The following is a 17439-nucleotide window of genomic DNA, read 5'->3' on the forward strand; positions in this document are numbered from 1 at the left end:
TTAGCTCAGCTGGTTCAGAGCATCTGCCTTACAAGCAGAGGGTCACAGGTTCGAATCCTGTAGCCTCCACAAAGCATCATTAAATGGTGCTTTTTTTTCGTTAGGGGGTTTAGCTCAGCTGGTTTAGAGCACTACCTCGACAAGGTAGGGGTCACTGGTTCGAACCCAGTAATCCCCACAATAAAAAAAGCGTTCTTATGAACGCTTTTTTTATGCTGTTTAAAGGGGTTTCTATTTGCCCCATTAGTTTTTTTCTACTGTCGAAGCAGCAGACGCTTTAAATATTTATTAATTACTGCCTGGATTTCCCCGTTTTTTACCCAACTTAAAGCCATAGCCTGTTGTCCATTCGATAAAGTCTGCTTTACCACCATGAGCCTTAATGGAAACTCCTGCAAAGAAATCTTTATACACTTTATAGCGTACACCTGCTCTTAGATATACGGGTGTACTTTCACCATTGAATTTATTACGGTGTAAGTATACACCGACATTACCATTGATATATAGTCTTGAATTTAACACGTGATCGATGTAGAAGGCTGGTCCATAGGAAAATAATGCTGAAAATTTACCTGATTTATCACCAGCAATGTTCTCGTCATTACCACTTGCTGAATAGAATGCGTCCATTCCAGCGCCAAGACGCCATTTGTATCCGAAATGTTTGCTATAATAGGCCCCTAGGGTTGATTTGAAGTATTGACCATCATGCTCTCGATCGATCTGTTTAAATCCAAAAGCATAGTTGAAATGTAGTTCCTCCGTTTCTTCCATTTTTGGGACAGCACGTTTTCTGAAATCAAATGGTTTGCTCGTCGGTGTATAAGAAACAGACAAGCTCAATGGAAGTAGGTTTATTCCTGTGTTTGGCAAAGCCAATGCACCATTGCTGAAATGGTGGAACGCTACACCGGCACCGACCTGGAATTTCTGGCTTAATCGATAGTTTGCCTGAAGCCCAAAATCGATAAATACATTGTTTTTGCTTCCAATAAGGAGGTTAAAAGGGTTTTCTTGTTCGTTGTAAGGGTTGAATCTGCCGGAAAGCCCCAATGCAATCCGGTAGTTGAAGTTCCATCGGCTGTTGACTTTCGGTTTTATGGGAATCGCTACGAATCCATAAAATGCAAAGGGCTGGCCCAGGTGTTCCTGGCCAAAAGTACTGCTATAGATGCCGACACCGTAAATGGGGTAGTTATATATTTCGTTATAAATGCTTTTTAACGAATCCTGAAATTGTGTTTGGAAGCCAATGCGGAAGTTAAGACCGCTGTAATAGGAGTCTTCCAGGGTTTGTTTTGAACGTTCGTTAAATTTGAGTTCGCCACCACTTTCATGCTCAAGTTGAAATATTAACCTTGTTTTTGCGGGGGTACGGTTGTTTGATGTGTCTTTCTGATTTTCTATTCTGGGAGTGACCTGCGCATTTGTATGAAAGGAAAGAAGCGCGAAGATCACAAAAACAAGTATGCTTGATCTCATGAAATAAAACGTTTGCGTTTTTTAAAATTTTTGCAAAAATAAGAATGATAAACCATTGTAACAATATTCATTCAGCATATGGGAAATACAGATGACAAATTGCCGTATTTCAACTACAAAGAAGAAAGTGCAGCAGTAGTGGCTTGCAATAAATTGTTTTTATATCTACCTAATTATATTGCATATCCACAGCAATTTATCTAAGTTTGAGCTGAAAAGAAAAAGGAAATATGATTAAAAATCTATTTAAAATTACTGCTGTTACGTTTGCTCTAACAACAGCGGGGGGGGCTTTGTTTGCCCAAAACGCCAAATTTGACTGGAAAGAATCTTCTGAGGGTGGGTATACCTACAAGTATGTGACCAATGACCCTACTCATTCAAGGTTTTACAAACTCAAAAATGGTCTAACCGTTATCCTAAGTCCAACCAAAAAAGAACCGCGTATCCAAACTTACATCGCGACAAAAGCCGGAAGTAAAACCGATCCAAAAGATCATACAGGTTTGGCGCACTATCTGGAACATATGCTCTTCAAGGGTACGGATAAATTTGGATCGAAAGATTGGGCGAAGGAAAAGCCTTTGCTGGATCAGATTGATGCACTTTATGAAAAGTACAATGGTACGACTGACGAGGTGCAGCGGAAAACGATATATAAGGAAATCGACCGTGTCTCTGGTGAAGCAGCCAAATATGCGATCGCTAATGAATACGATAAACTGATGGCATCCATGGGTGCTGAAGGTACAAATGCATTTACTTCGTTTGAACAAACGGTATACCAGGAGCAGATTCCGAGCAATGTAATGGATAAGTATCTTGCTGTACAAGCCGAGCGTTTTAGAAATCCGATACTCCGTTTATTCCATACGGAGCTGGAAGCGGTGTATGAAGAAAAAAATATCGGATTGGATAAAGATAGCCGTAGGGCTATTGAAGCAATGTTTGAAGCAGCTTTCCCAAATAATAACTATGGAAAGCAAACCACTATTGGTACAGTAGAGCATCTAAAAAATCCATCATTAAAGGCTATCCGAGAATATTTTAACACCTATTATGTGCCTAACAACATGGGGGTGATCATGTCCGGTGATTTTGATCCTACAGAAGTTGTGAAGAAGGTGGATAAGAGTTTTGCTTTTATGCAGCCAAAAGAGGTGCCACCGTATACTTTTGATCCTGAGAAGCCTATTTTAAGCCCAATTGTTCGGGAGGTAAAAGGGCCGGATGCGGAATTTATGTTTATGGGATTCCGTTTTCCGGGTGCGGCAACCAAGGATGCGCAGCTATTAAATCTGATGAGTCAGATTTTGACGAACGGTTCTGCAGGTCTGATTGATCTGGATTTGGTGAAGAATCAGAAGCTATTGGGCGCGGGTGCCTTTCCGTATGTGTTGAAGGATTATTCACTATTGATTCTACAGGGAAATCCAGGGCAAGGACAGAGCCTAGAGGAAGTACAACAGTTGCTGTTAAAAGAGCTGGATAAACTGCGGAAAGGTGAATTCTCTGATGATTTGATCGGAGCAATTGTCAATAACGCGAAAAAAGATGAGATCAAACAGAATGAAAGTTATGGCGATCGTGCAGAAGCATTGATGGATGCTTTTACATCGGGTCAGGACTGGTCGTCGGTGGTTAGTTATTCGGATGGGTTGAATAAGATTACAAAACAAGATATTGTCAATTTTGCCAATAAATATTTGAACGATAATAACTACGTTGTCGTTTATAAACGTAAAGGGGTAGACAATAATGTTGTGAAGGTAGTGAAACCGGAAATTACACCTGTCACTGTAAACCGTGACGATCAATCTGATTTCTTGAAAAAAGTGGAGGCAATGCCAGAGGATAAGATCCAGCCGGTGTGGGTAGACTACAATAAAGATGTTCAGAAAGCTACCGCAAATGGTTTGCCGGTACTCGCTGTGAAGAATAGTGACAATGAATTATTCTCCCTGTCTTATCGTTTTGATGTAGGGAAATGGAGTAATAAATTGTTATCGTTGGCGGCCGGTTATCTGGAGTTTTTGGGAACTAAAGATAAATCCAGTGAGCAATTCAGCAAAGACTTTTATCAATTGGCATCTGATTTCTCTGTCTCTGCGGGAAATGAAGAAACACTGGTCTCAATTTCGGGTTTGAATTCGAATTTTATCTCCACGCAATCTTTAATTCAGGATCTGTTGCGCAATTGTGTGACTGACCAAGAGGCATTCAGAATGTATATTGCACGCCTTAAGAAGTCCAGAGCGAATGCAAAGGAAAACAAGGGAGCGATTATGGAAGGACTGAAATCTTATGCAAAATACGGTGCTAAAAACCCATTCAATAATGTTTTTACAGATGCGGAACTGGATGCATTGAAAGCGGAAGATCTTGTAAAAGCATTACATGATCTGGCGAATATGAAACATACATTACTTTATTTTGGACCATTGAGCGCCAGTGAATTTGTAGCGAAGGCAAAACCATTAAAACAAGGTTCGGGGGACTATGTGCAAGGTGGAAAAAGCTTGGTGTTTGCGGAGCAGCCAACCAATAAAAATCAGGTATTGTTTGCTAATTTTGATATGAAACAAGCGGAAGTATTCTGGTATAGAACATCTGACGCTTATTCCAATCCACTTACACCAACAGTGTCATTGTTCAATAATTATTTTGGTGGTGGTATGGGAAGTATTGTATTCCAAACTATTCGTGAATCGAAAGCGTTGGCTTATTCTACTTATGCATTCTATGGCCAGCCTTATAAAAAAGAAAATCATTATACAGTGGGTGCTTATGTCGGTACACAGGCCGATAAATTCAATGAGGCAATCAAGGGTATGAATGAATTATTGGATGTACTTCCTGAAAGTACAAAAGGTTTGGATATTGCGAAAGTCAGTTTGCAGAAATCTATTGCAAGTGAGCGTGTACAGAATGCTTCTATTCTAGGTAGCTATTTAAGTGCACAACGTATGGGTAATACAACAGATATCCGTAAAGTTGTTTATGAGCAAGCTCCCAAGCTGACTTATACTGATTTGAATATGTTCCATAAGAAAGAGATGAGTCAAAAGCCTTATGTATACTGTATCGTAGCGAAGGAAGATAGCCTCAAACCAGAAGATCTTGCTAAATTGGGCGAGGTGAAAAAACTGGATTTAAAGGAAATATTTGGCTATTAGTTTTTTAGATATTAGTATCAGGATAAGAGATTTGAGACAATAGTTTTTAGGCCTTTGGTTGATAAACTATTGTCTCCTTTCTTGATTCTCTACTTTAACTAAAAACGGGGCTGCCCAATTGGGCAGCCCCGTTTTTATGTTATTTTATTTGGTATCCCCGACAGTCTCTTTTCAAATAGTTGATTCTCAGTGGGTACTTTTATTTTTGGGGACAGTCTTTCCACTGGTTATCTAATTGTTGTCTGTATTCTTAAAATTGCCGATAAGCTAGCTTCTTGCTTATCAAAAACGTATGATCATCTCTTCCAAAATGGAAGGGATGATCTACTTAATTATGGTTGATCTTCGTCATGAGGGTTTAAAATCGGATGATCTCCTCAATCTGTTCGTTGATAAACTGTAAGGTATCTTCTTTAAATAATTCACCGTTTTCGTTCAGTTCCTGCTGTACATTGGGAAGAAATATCTTGAGGGGGAGTACATGCATTCTGAGGTAGTGGCATATTCCCGTGAGATGATCTATCCCGCGTAGGTTGCCATATCTTCCAGAAGATAATCCAACCAATGCAACTTTTTTGTGGTAAAAACTAATTGGAAAAGTGCAGCAGTCAATAAAAAGCTTGAGTGCGCCAGGGATGCTTCCATTGTATTCGGGCGCTACGAAAATAAACATATCGGCCTGACTAACCTTTTGCTGAATTGGTTCAAAGGCGGTACTTCTTTTTCCGTAAAGATCTGTTTCTAAAATATTTGAGGGGAGATCTGATAGCGAAAAGATCTCACTCTCAATGGATTTACGATTAAGAAGCTGTTGGTAGCATTTTGCTATTTTTAACGTCTTACTATTGGGACGGTTTGTTCCGGATATTATTAAAATCATTGTGTTGTTGATACTTATAAAAAGCACTATTTCAAAGTGGATACATATCTTGATTTTTTGTATCTTAGCATCCTGAGGATATGTGCCTTTGATCAATCAAAAGTACAAAATATGCTGAATTTGTTAGGCTAATTTAAATTTAGCGTAAATATTTGGTCAAATTGATCTTCGGGAAAGTGAAATGTAGTGTAAAATGACATTTTAATTAAGAAAGGTTTTCATTCAAGATGGGAAAAATAATCGCAATCGCAAACCAAAAGGGTGGGGTTGGAAAAACCACAACGTCAATTAACTTGGCGGCTAGTTTGGCGGTTTTAGAATATAAAACATTGTTGGTGGATGCGGATCCACAAGCAAACTCTACTTCTGGGATTGGTTTTGACCCTCGTACGATCAATGAAAGTATATACGAATGTTTGGTCAATGATTTGAGTCCAAGAGACGCTATTCAGTCAACTGAAACGCCAAATCTTGATCTTTTACCTGCTCATATCGACTTGGTTGGTGCTGAGATTGAAATGATCAATATGCACGAACGGGAGTATAAGATGAAAAAAATCTTGGATCAGGTGAAAAATGATTATGATTTTATTATCATTGACTGCTCTCCTTCCTTGGGTTTGATCACCATTAATGCCCTGTCAGCATCTGATTCGGTCATCATACCTGTTCAATGTGAATATTTTGCATTGGAAGGACTTGGTAAATTACTGAACACAATTAAAATCGTTCAAAACCGTTTAAATACTAGCTTGGAGATCGAAGGTATTTTATTGACGATGTATGATGTTCGTTTAAGACTCTCTAATCAGGTTGTAGAAGAGGTGAAAACGCATTTTACAGATTTAGTTTTTGATACCATCATTCAACGTAATACCCGTTTAAGTGAAGCTCCTAGCTTCGGTATTTCTGTTATCATGCACGATGCTTCTTGTAAAGGAGCGATCAACTACTTGAATTTAGCGCGTGAGATATTGCAGAAAAACGGGCATCTTAATGAAATGAATACAACAGTAACCGCATAATATGGCAGCACATCAGCGTAAAACAGGACTGGGAAGAGGTTTAGGTGCGCTATTAAACGATAGTGTAGAAGCTCCTGCTAAAAGTAATCAGCAAGTTGAGGAGTCACCGCTTGTGACTTCTTCTACAGTACATGCAAACAAAGAAAATGGCAGCATCAGCCATGTCCGGGTGGAAGAAATATCGGTGAATCCATTTCAACCTCGTACCGAATTTGATCCGGTTGCCCTACAGGAATTATCCGAATCCATTATTTTGCAGGGTTTAATCCAACCGATTACAGTACGTAAGATTTCGGATGGCAACTATCAGTTGATCTCAGGGGAGCGACGTCTTCGTGCTTCAAGATTGGCGGGAATCACAGAAATTCCAGCTTATATCCGTACTGCTAATGATCAGCAAATGCTGGAAATGGCATTGATCGAGAATATCCAACGCGAAAACTTAAACGCCATTGAGGTTGCTTTGAGCTTTCAGCGTATGATCGAAGAATGTAATCTAAAGCAAGAGGAACTTGGTGAACGTGTCAGTAAAAACCGTTCTACAGTGACAAACTACCTCCGCCTATTGAAACTTCCACCTGTCATTCAGGCGGCGATACGGGATGGCGCCTTGACCATGGGCCACGCTCGCGCACTGATCAATATTCCAGAAGTAGATAAACAGTTATATATCTTTAAATTGATTATCGATCAAGGTTTGTCTGTTAGAAAGGCCGAGGAGCTAGTTCGCGAACTCCAAAAAGGTGGGAAGAAAAAAGCTGGCAAAGATAAAACTGCGATGTCATTTCAGCTGCAAAAAATTGAAGATGATCTGGCATCGAAATTTTCGTCGAGAGTCAAATTGAATTTGAAGAGTACCAAAGGTAAGGGGGCGATTGAGATTCCTTTTGAATCGGAGGATGATCTGAGCCGTATTCTTGAACTTTTAGATTGGTAATATGACCAAATTAATAAGTCTGCTTTTTGCCGTATTTGCTGTACTGATCGTACAAGCGCAGACTGTCGATACAATTCCAAAAAAACAGGTTCAAACTGTTAAAGCAGAAAGTTTGAAACCAAAATCAGCACAGGACACTGTTAAAAAGGAATCCCGGAAAGAGCGTAAAAAGCGCGAAAAGGAGGAGGCCAAAGCGAAGGAGAAGGTCGTTTTTAAAGATTCAACCCGCTTAGCTATTGAAGCAAAGAATAAACAGGCCTGGAAACGTTCTTTGGTACTCCCTGGCTGGGGTCAGTATACCAACGGTGGTGTATGGTGGATTAAAGTGCCTGTGATCTATGGTGGATTGGCAACTACAGTGCTCGTTTTTGATTTCAATAATAAATATTACAAAGAACTTTTGGGTGTATTACAAGATAGGGCGGAAGGTCGACCAGTAGATCCTTTTTATGAAAGAATCCCAGATCAGTCAATTATACGGGCAAAGGACAATGCAAGACGAAACAGGGATCTGATGGTACTGCTAACGCTCGGCGTCTATGGATTGAACGTTGCCGAAGCGTATATTGATTCTATGCTAAAATATCGCTGGAGTATCGGTGATGACAAACCCAAAAAGACAGCTTTTTCTATCGGACCTACATTAATGGATGCAAGTCTCGCATCTGGATCGTTTACTTTTAAACCTACAGTCGGATTAAAGTTGTCCATGAAATTCAATTAAAAACCTCTCGCGGAAGCTTGCAGCAAGTGCAATGTCCGACGACATATGGTTCTTATTGGTCTTTGAATACGGACACTTTCAATAAAAAATCGTTGTTAATCACGGTTTTGTGTCTGTTTTTCAATGGAATTTTTTAATTTTAAAAATAAACTATACTTTATTTTCTAGATATATGAACATCATTCTCTTGGGATATGGCAAAATGGGGCAGATTATCGAAAGGTATGCACTGAAAAGGGGCCATCAGATTTTTTTAATTGTGGATGAAAATAATCGTCCCGGCCTGACAGTTGATGATATCAAGGGAGCTGATGTAGCTATTGATTTTAGTGTGCCATCTGCTGCTTTGGATAATATGAACCTCTGTTTGGAAGCAGGTGTACCAATTGTAGTGGGGACAACAGGCTGGTATGATCAATTGGAAAGTATCAGGGAAAAATGTCTGGACTCAGATGGAACAATTTTATATGGTTCAAATTATTCGATTGGTGTGAATGTATTTTTTCATATCAACCGTATGTTGGCGGAAGCCCTACAACCTTATAAACAATATGATGTTCAAGTGGAAGAAATCCACCACATCCACAAATTAGATGCCCCTAGTGGGACTGCGATTACCATTGCAGAGGGTATCTTGGATCACAGTGATGTGAAAACAAACTGGGTCAATACTGTTGTGGGCGAGCAAGATGAAATTATTCCTAAACCACAAGAACTTCTCATCGAGAGCCATCGGATTGAGGAAGTTCCGGGTACACATACCGTGCTGTACAGTTCTGAAGTGGATCAAATAGAATTTAAACATACTGCGCATAGTCGTGATGGCTTTGCGTTGGGCGCTGTCGTAGCCGCCGAATGGTTGAATGGTAAGAAAGGATTCTATCAAGTAACTGAAATTTTTGATTTTAATAAATAGTACTAATTAATAGATTATGTGGTTAATTATCTTTGCGGTTTTAACGGCAATAGCGGGATATGGATTGTGGCAATTGTTTGTTAAAGCTGGCAGAAAAGGCTGGGAAGCAATCGTACCTTTTTACAGTCAATATATACAGGCTAAATTAACAGGAAGACCAACCTGGTGGGTGATCTTATTGTTGATTCCAATAGTCAATATTTTTGTCTTCTATAACCTTTACCTCGACTTTATCCATTGTTTTGGCAAGCGTCGCTTTTGGGAGAATGCTGCTGCTGTTTTGGTGCCATTTATCGTGTTGCCCATGTGGGCAAAAGATACTAACGTGCGTTTCTTGAATGGTTTGTATGCTAAAAACCTGAAGACCGCTGCACAGGAAGGTGTGGAATTGACCGAAGAGAAGCTTGCGGAAATCGAACAAGCCTCCTATAAGGAATATAAAATCAAATATCCTTATAAGAAATCTATGGTGCGTGAATGGGCTGATGCAATCGTATTTGCAACTGTTGCGGCATCACTTATCCGCGGATTTTTAATCGAGGCGTATATGATCCCGACAGGATCAATGGAGCGTACCTTATTGATTGGAGATTTCTTATTTGTGAGTAAATTGAATTATGGCCCTCGTGTGCCTAATACGCCAATTGCTTTTCCTTTTGCGCATCATACGATGCCAATAACAGGTGGAAAGGCTTACTCTGAGTTGATTGAGTTGCCTTACAAACGATTGCCGGGCTTTCAAAAGATAGAACGAAATGATGTCGTTGTCTTTAATTTCCCTGCAGGTGATACAGTAGCCTTGGAAAACCAGAATGCAAGTTACTATGACCTGGTCAGAGCCTACGGCTGGCAGACCGTTAATTCGCAGTTTACCATTCAGGCCCGGCCAATAGATAAACGTGAAAATTATATCAAGCGGTGCGTCGGATTGCCCGGAGATAAGATTTCAATGAAGGATGCTAAGCTCTTTATCAATGATCAACCGGGATTTGATCCGCCTGAAAGCCAGTTGAATTATTATGTGTTGACAGATGGTACGCCATTGGATATGGAACGTCTACGTGAATTACGTATCGAAGGTGGTGGATCTGATCAGCAACCAGGTGTATATGAGCTGTATATGACAGATGATGAGGTCGCACTTGTGAAGTCATGGTCAAATGTAAAGGAAATCAGAAGAAGTCCAGCTGGTGAAGGTGCTTATCCGTACGATCCTCAGTATAAGTGGGATTTTGATAACTTTGGACCTATCTTGATTCCGAAAAAAGGCTGGACTGTTGCTTTGAATGCTCAGACCTTACCAATCTATGAGCGCGCCATTCGCGTTTATGAAAATAACAAATTGGAGAAACGTACCGATGGTATCTACATCAACGATGTTAAAGCGGATAACTATACCTTTAAAATGGACTATTTCTGGATGATGGGAGATAACCGTCACAATTCCCTGGATTCAAGAGGATGGGGATTTGTGCCTGAAGACCATATTGTAGGTAAAGCATTGTTCACCTGGATGAGCTGGGATGAAATAGGTTCGGGACTGACTAAAATCCGTTGGAACCGTATATTTAAAGGAATTCACTAATAGTCACTATAACGAAGAAATCATTTTCTTTTTATAGCGGACGTGAGTCAAAAAAAGGGCTTTCCCACAGGAAAGCCTTTTTTATTTGCAATATTTATTGTTTAAGGCATCAAGCCTTCGTCGTATCGTTTATTTTAGACAGGTCAAATAACGTTTGATTGTTTCCTCAAGTCCAAGGTATAGGGCATCTGAAATCAAGGCATGTCCAATGCTCACTTCCAGTAATTCAGGTATATGTTGATTGAAATACTGGAGATTGTTTAAATCTAGGTCATGGCCTGCATTTAAACCTAAGCCAACCTCGCGTGCTTTTAATGCGGCTTTGAAGTAAGGTCTGATGGCGGCTTCTTTATCAAAGCCATATTCGCTGGCAAAACCTTCGGTATATAACTCTATCCGATCTGTCCCCGTTTCTGCTGCCGCTTCGACCATTTCCTCCACGGGATCTACAAAGATTGATACACGGATGCCAGCATCTTTGAACAATTGGCACATATCCTGTAGATAGGCTTTGTTTTTGATGGTGTCCCAGCCGTGATTGGAAGTCAGCTGGCCTTCGGTATCAGGAACCAAGGTTACCTGAGCAGGTTTGTTGGCCAGTACAAGGTCAATAAATTTCTGCTCCTGGCAATTACCCTCGATATTGAGTTCGGTCTGAATTTCGGCTTTTAAGTCAAATACATCCTGATAGCGGATATGCCTTTCGTCTGGCCTTGGGTGTACAGTGATACCTTGCGCCCCAAAACGTTCACAGGCTAATGCAGCAGCTACGAGATTGGGGTTATTACCCCCTCTGGAGTTTCTGAGCGTTGCAATTTTATTGATATTTACTGAAAGTCTAGTCATTTTCCTGTATGTTATACGGTAAAAATACGAATAATATCTATTTTTTTTTAACTTGCATATATGGATGGAATCGATTATAGCTTGTTTAGTGGCTTTCGCCTATTGGACGTTATCGATATTATATTGGTGGCGATTATTATCTACTATATCTATAGTCTGATTCGGGGTACCATTGCCGTGAATATCTTGATCGGCGTTGCCTTGTTTTATGGGGTCTATATTGTTGTCAAACAGATGCACATGCGTCTATTGACCGAAATATTTGGTGGATTTATATCTGTAGGATCCATTGCGCTTATTGTGGTATTCCAACAGGAAATCAGACGCTTTTTGCTTCATGTGGGTAAGAATATATCGATGAAGCGAAAAAAGGTTTTCTGGTCCTTTTTGGGGAATAAGAAAGCTATACAGAAGGACCTGACGGAGGATTTAAGGCCGGTTGTGGAAGCCTGCAGAAGTATGTCGCGTACACGAACCGGGGCACTTTTGGTTTTCTCAAAATATTTTGATGAGGAATATTATCAGAGCAGTGGTGAGTATATCGATGCACATATTTCAAAACGTCTTATTGAGAGTATATTTCATAAAAATAGCCCCCTGCATGATGGGGCGGTCGTGATTGTCGATTTCAAGATTATGACGGCTTCCTGTGTACTGCCATTGTCAGATAGTGAGGATTTACCGCTACAATTTGGCTTGCGGCACCGTGCGGCAATTGGGGTGACCGAAATCTCCGATGCCATAGCGGTCATTGTCTCCGAGGAAACTGGGGAAATCTCTTTTGCAAAGGACGGTAATGTGAACATGAATGTTTCGCCCGAAGAACTGGAACAACTGCTAAAAGATGAGTTATAAAAATGAAGTTGGGCAAAAGTAATAGGAGGGTCTGCGCATTGGATATTCGAAAAGAGCGGGGAGAGGCATAGGAAAGAAATTAACAAAAAATGGGGGTATCCAAAAAGTCGGATACCCCCATTTTCGTTATAGAGTTTTCAATGCTTTATTTTTTTGCAGCATTGATTATTTGTGTATTCAATTTGATGTATTCGCTATTTTTACCTTCAGTAGCGACTTCAACTCCTTTCGTCGCGGTTTCTATAGCGCCTTTTTTATCGCCGGCTTTTAATTGTGCTTTTGCTTTCCAGTATAATACGTGGGCAGCCTTAGGCTGTGCTTTGGCCGCTTCGTCAAACCAGGTTAACGCTTTATTTTGATCCAGATTGTTGTTGAAATAATATTGGGCAGCGGCGAAATAAGGTTTTTTCTCACCTTTCATGGCTTCATCAATGGAAGCGATAATTTTTGCCTGTTGATTGACTTTAAGGTCAACTTTTATTGCTGTTTTCTCCCATGCAAGAGTTAATACGGCATCCGTCGGTGTAACGTTGTCGAAAGAGATCGTAAATGTTTCGACCGGAGAGCTCAAGTTTTGCGGTTTCACATTGAAACGAAATGCATCTTCAGATTGATTGTAGGTGTAGGCACCCCATTGCTTGGTATTCTTGCTAATAATAACAGTCCATTCATTCTTATTAGGAATGGTAAATAATGCATAGGTTCCCGCAGTGAGTTTGTGTCCATTTAGGCTAACATCGCCTTCAAATGTTAAGGTTGTGTTGGTATTGGCACCTGTACGCCATACTTCATTGTAAGGTACGAGTTCACCAAAAATCTTACGGCCGTTCATGCTTGGACGACTATAGTTTAGAGTTACATTTTCAATCCCTAATCCCTGTGTGATTGTTTGAGCACTACTTGCTGCAGGTAGTTTTAACTGAGCAAAGGATTCATTTGCAGTAAACATCAGGGCTGCTGCAAAGGCAATGGCAAAGAATTTCTTTTTCATTTGTTCGATAATTACATTGTGAGCTTGTTTGCTCGATTATTTATGAATATAGAATTTTGCGAATTAATGGTTGAGGCTCATTTATTTCGGATGAGGTACTCTGCATCATGGCATGTGGAATGAACCCTGTTACAATCGAACGAAGATTCATCACTTAAAAATAGGAAGAATTTCACAAAAAAGGGCATCTATTTTTTTAGATGCCCTTTCGTTATACCAATATTTCGTTTTGATATTAATTTTCTTTTCCGATTTTGTGTCCTTTCGTAGCAAAAAACAAGATATATAAGTATGCTGGAACCATTGCAAAGAGAAATGCATGTTGAAAATCAACATGTAAGGTGTCTTTCAGATAGCCATAAATCAAAGGCCAGATTGCTCCTCCGGCAATACCCATAATCATAATACCAGATCCTGTTTTTGTAAATCGTCCCAGTCCTTTAATTCCTAGTGGGAAAATGGCTGGCCACATCAATGCATTTGCGATACCTAATAAGGCAACAAAGATATAGGACGTAAGACCTGTAGAAAATGCAGAAATTGCAGTGAATGTAATTCCGACAATTGTACAAATACGCAAAGCTGTCTGTTGCGATACAAATTTTGGAATAGAAATAATACCAATAAAATAACCAACAAGCATGCAGACAAGCGTGAAAGTTGTACCATATTTAACAAAAAATGGGGGTAGTGACAATAATCGTCCATAAGTTCCGATGATATCACCCGCCATCACTTCCACTGCTACACAGAAGAAAATAGCGAGAAATCCTAAAAATAGATGTGGAAATTGGAATATACTTGTCTTTTTTGTGCTTGTTACAGCAGCTTCATCTGTTGTTTCTTCTTCCTTATTAACATCCACCTCTGGCATTTTTACGGCGAATACGACAATAGCTAGAATCGCAACACCAATGGCTACGCCAATATAGGGACCGTGAAGTCTCTCCGATAATTCAGCTAGTAAAGCATCGTGCTCTGCACCAGCTTTAAGTTCTTTGATTTTGCTGGAAATATTGTCGTAATCTTTTAATAGAATGCTTCCCAAAACCACTGGTACAATCATACCTGCTGTTTTATTGAAAATCCCTACAATAGAGATCCGTTGGGCTGCACTTTCTATTGGTCCGATGATACTGAGGTATGGATTGATCGCGGTCTGCAATAGTGCCATACCTGAAGCTTGAACAAAGATTGCAACAAGGAAGAGCTGATAGCTTAGGTTTGATGCGGCAGGAATAATAATAAGCGCACCAATAATAATTAAGACCAAACTCGCAACAAGGCCATTTTTAAAACCTATTTTACCTAAAATCCATGAACTCGGCAATGCCAGGAAAAAATAGGCGATATACGAAGCAAAAAGGATTAAAAACGCTTGCGTATCTGTCTCCAAATTAAATGCCAATCGTACAAATGGAATCAATGCCCCATTGGCCCAGGTGATATACCCCAGAATAAAAAATAATGCACAGCAAATAAGCATAGGGACTATCGCTGTTTTACCCGAATTAGGATTAGTGGTCATTTTTTTAATTATATTTAGTTAAGTTATCGTTCACGGATTGGAAACCAGTCAAAAAAACAGCTTTAGACAAACGATTGCATGCTATTTTTGTTGATTTTTGAAATATCCATCTTACAAGACTACTTAATTTTCTTGAATATCGGAAATAAATAAAGGGGTATTTTGATAATTATTTGGCAAAAAAAAGAAGAATAAATTGTGAAAATTATCCTTCTTTAGTTGCAAATATTGTTGATTTCGAATTACATGGGATTGATAAATCGAGTTAGCAGACTTCGGTTTACTTTGGTACAATAGCTACTGTAAGTCTTGAGATACAATTCAATTTATTGAAGCGATCGTACATTTTTATCTCCCAGATGTGGGTTGACCGACCAATATGTATCGGGCTACATTTTGCTGTGATAACTCCACTACTTACCGGGCGGATGTGATTTGCGTTCACTTCGAGTCCTACCCCCCGGTATTTGTCGGGGTTAACCACCAAATTGGACGCAATACTCCCTAAAGATTCTGCCAGGACTACTGAGGCGCCACCATGCAGAATGCCATGGGGTTGTTTCACATTATCTGTGACGGGCATGGTTGCTGTAATACTGTTATCATCTATTTCGGTTGCCTTGATTTCCAATAAACCCGAGAGGTATTTATTGAAAAAGACATTTATTTCCTCAATGCTGTAAGGCTGAAACCAAATTTTTGACATCGTCTGAATTTAAATAACGTTCTTGAATGATAATGCGGTGATGATTGAGGTGCCCGGCAATCACATACAATAATGCTTTGACACTCGTGAGCCGCTCTGAGGCCATGCCCTTGCGTTCTAATTCTGCGTCGTTAAAGCTGTTGAACAACATTAAGTTGGCTTTGCGTAGGTAAGTAAATTCCTTACTTAGACTTTCCAAAGTACGGTCATTGTAACGGGAATATTGAATAAGGTAGTCCTGGTCATACCCTGCGAGCTCTTTGAGATCGTTGCGCGAAAAACGTAAAGCACGGTAGGCCATGATACGCTCATTGTCGATGACATGTCCGACGACCTCTTTGATTGTCCATTTATCTTCGGCATATTTGAAATTGCCTCTTTCTTCTGGAATAGCATCCAGAAATGCAGGAAAGGAGAGCGTCTGTTCTTCCAATGCATCTAATACGTTATCGACTACAGTCTCAATATAGGGCGCGTATACTGCCGGATATTCGTCAGATTTGAGTGGCTTCATATTTTAAGTTGCTTTTTAAGATTATTCGAAATGTTGTTCCTTTACCTATTTCAGATTCTTTAACAAAGATTTGTCCTTGATGATATCGTACCATTCGTTTGGTTAGGCTCAGGCCAAGTCCCCAACCTCTTTTGCGTGTTGTAAAACCTGGCTGGAAGACAGATTCAAAATTTAACCTTGGAATTCCTTTGCCCGTATCACTAATGTCTATAAAAATTTCTTCTTTCGCAATATTTTCTGAAATATTAACAGTTATCTTTCCCTCTGTACCAATAGCATTTACCCCGTTTTTCAATAAATTTTCAATGATCCAATCGAAGAGTGGAATATTAAGTTTGGCCTCCACATGTGTATCTCCATGTAATTCGAATATGATCTTGTTGCTGGTCCGTATTCGGAAATAATCCATGTAATTTTTGATGACCTTATAGAGGTTGTGATTGGTTAACACGGGGGTTGACCCTATTTTCGAAAAACGATCAGCCACGATTTCTAATCTTTTAATATCGTTTTCCATTTCATTGAGCGTATCGTCTTCTTCGGCGTCAAATTTGATCCGAATAAGCTCCAGCCAGCCCATTAATGAAGATATCGGGGTGCCCAGCTGATGGGCGGCTTCTTTTGTAAGTCCCACCCAGACTAGATTCTGCTCGGATTTTCGAATAGAATTGAAAACTGTATAAGCAATAATAAGGAAGAGGGCGATCAGCGATAGTTGGACATAGGGGAATACACGCAATTGTTGCAAAAACCAGGAATCTTTGTAGTAAACATGCCATTTTTGACCATTTTCCAATTCCAAGGTAATGGGGGGATGACTCTTCTTCATAAAGGCAAGCTGTTTCTGGAAATAAGCGGGGTCATAATCCAGGTTGTTTGTAACACTGTCGTCATGGATCGGCTTAATATTGGTCTTGGTGGAATCCAGATTGCGCCAGAAAATAATATCGTTTTTATCGTCTGTAATAATTGCCGGCAAATTTAAGCTATCCCTGACAGCATAGATGAATGTAATGAATTCATCGTCGACATCTGGCATGGTCATAATATTTTTGGTGCTCATGGCCCATACTTCGGCTTTTGAACGTTCGGCGTGGGCAAGATTTCGGACAAGGTAATTGGTGTAAACCAATGATGCGATGGCAATGATTGCCGCAAAGATGAGTAAAATAAATTTCCAGCGTTGTTGGCTTATCTGAGAGGGTTTCATGATTCCTTATTTGTGTACTCTATTGCAAATTAATGAATAAATGTCTGTTTTCTGCACTTTT

At 39.8% G+C, this 17439-nt stretch carries 15 protein-coding genes and 2 tRNA genes; 9 read left to right on the forward strand and 8 right to left on the reverse strand.

What is annotated here, in order from left to right; all coding sequences use genetic code 11:
* Positions 1-69: transfer RNA gene (locus AC07UV_RS16920), tRNA-Val, on the forward strand.
* A gap of 34 nt (positions 70-103) precedes the next feature.
* A tRNA-Val gene (locus AC07UV_RS16925) sits at positions 104-178 on the forward strand.
* 110 nt (positions 179-288) lie between these two features.
* Here the strand turns inward: AC07UV_RS16925 and AC07UV_RS16930 are convergent.
* Positions 289-1485, reverse strand: coding sequence for an acyloxyacyl hydrolase (locus AC07UV_RS16930; RefSeq protein ID WP_282251842.1), 1197 nt, complete (start codon positions 1483-1485; stop codon positions 289-291).
* Between the two features lie 230 nt (positions 1486-1715).
* On the opposite strand from AC07UV_RS16930, the gene AC07UV_RS16935 reads away from it, so the two are divergent.
* Entirely contained in the window at positions 1716-4661 is a 2946-nt protein-coding gene (locus tag AC07UV_RS16935; RefSeq protein WP_495184593.1) for a M16 family metallopeptidase, read from the forward strand.
* Positions 4662-5019: 358 nt separating this feature from the next.
* On the opposite strand, the gene AC07UV_RS16940 is transcribed toward AC07UV_RS16935, so the two are convergent.
* Entirely contained in the window at positions 5020-5541 is a 522-nt protein-coding gene (locus AC07UV_RS16940; RefSeq protein ID WP_282251845.1) for an NADPH-dependent FMN reductase, read from the reverse strand.
* A gap of 227 nt (positions 5542-5768) precedes the next feature.
* On the opposite strand from AC07UV_RS16940, the gene AC07UV_RS16945 reads away from it, so the two are divergent.
* From AC07UV_RS16945 to lepB, 5 genes are all read left to right on the forward strand, one after another.
* Positions 5769-6566 carry a ParA family protein gene (locus AC07UV_RS16945; protein ID WP_223581606.1) on the forward strand — a complete coding sequence of 266 codons (798 nt, stop codon included), beginning with the start codon at positions 5769-5771 and terminating at the stop codon, positions 6564-6566.
* 1 nt (position 6567) lies between these two features.
* On the forward strand, positions 6568-7503 hold the full coding sequence (locus AC07UV_RS16950; RefSeq protein ID WP_495184594.1) for a ParB/RepB/Spo0J family partition protein: 936 nt from the start codon (positions 6568-6570) through the stop codon (positions 7501-7503).
* A 1-nt stretch (position 7504) separates the two neighbouring features.
* A complete protein-coding gene (locus AC07UV_RS16955; RefSeq protein ID WP_282251847.1) occupies positions 7505-8227 on the forward strand; it encodes a DUF5683 domain-containing protein in 723 nt (240 codons plus the stop codon).
* 172 nt (positions 8228-8399) lie between these two features.
* Complete coding sequence (gene dapB, locus AC07UV_RS16960) at positions 8400-9143, forward strand: 4-hydroxy-tetrahydrodipicolinate reductase (RefSeq protein ID WP_259179809.1); 744 nt, start codon at positions 8400-8402, stop codon at positions 9141-9143.
* Between the two features lie 16 nt (positions 9144-9159).
* A complete protein-coding gene (gene lepB / locus AC07UV_RS16965; RefSeq protein WP_282251850.1) occupies positions 9160-10728 on the forward strand; it encodes a signal peptidase I in 1569 nt (522 codons plus the stop codon).
* 129 nt (positions 10729-10857) lie between these two features.
* Here lepB and AC07UV_RS16970 read toward each other — a convergent pair whose 3' ends face one another.
* Entirely contained in the window at positions 10858-11574 is a 717-nt protein-coding gene (locus tag AC07UV_RS16970; RefSeq protein ID WP_282251851.1) for a pyridoxine 5'-phosphate synthase, read from the reverse strand.
* 60 nt (positions 11575-11634) lie between these two features.
* Between AC07UV_RS16970 and cdaA the strand changes: the two genes are divergently transcribed.
* On the forward strand, positions 11635-12429 hold the full coding sequence (gene cdaA / locus AC07UV_RS16975) for a diadenylate cyclase CdaA (protein WP_181390572.1): 795 nt from the start codon (positions 11635-11637) through the stop codon (positions 12427-12429).
* A 145-nt stretch (positions 12430-12574) separates the two neighbouring features.
* On the opposite strand, the gene AC07UV_RS16980 is transcribed toward cdaA, so the two are convergent.
* From AC07UV_RS16980 to AC07UV_RS17000, 5 genes are all read right to left on the reverse strand, one after another.
* On the reverse strand, positions 12575-13420 hold the full coding sequence (locus AC07UV_RS16980) for a DUF2911 domain-containing protein (RefSeq protein WP_282251852.1): 846 nt from the start codon (positions 13418-13420) through the stop codon (positions 12575-12577).
* 235 nt (positions 13421-13655) lie between these two features.
* On the reverse strand, positions 13656-14948 hold the full coding sequence (gene gluP / locus AC07UV_RS16985; RefSeq protein ID WP_495184595.1) for a glucose/galactose MFS transporter: 1293 nt from the start codon (positions 14946-14948) through the stop codon (positions 13656-13658).
* A 280-nt stretch (positions 14949-15228) separates the two neighbouring features.
* Complete coding sequence (locus tag AC07UV_RS16990; RefSeq protein WP_495184596.1) at positions 15229-15654, reverse strand: hotdog fold thioesterase; 426 nt, start codon at positions 15652-15654, stop codon at positions 15229-15231.
* Complete coding sequence (locus AC07UV_RS16995) at positions 15620-16168, reverse strand: DinB family protein (RefSeq protein ID WP_120260317.1); 549 nt, start codon at positions 16166-16168, stop codon at positions 15620-15622. The genes AC07UV_RS16990 and AC07UV_RS16995 overlap by 35 nt, the downstream gene beginning before the upstream one ends.
* Entirely contained in the window at positions 16149-17378 is a 1230-nt protein-coding gene (locus AC07UV_RS17000; RefSeq protein ID WP_282251859.1) for a sensor histidine kinase, read from the reverse strand. The genes AC07UV_RS16995 and AC07UV_RS17000 overlap by 20 nt, the downstream gene beginning before the upstream one ends.
* Positions 17379-17439 lie beyond the last annotated feature (61 nt).

The organism is Sphingobacterium sp. GW821-FHT03E03, from assembly GCF_059420745.1.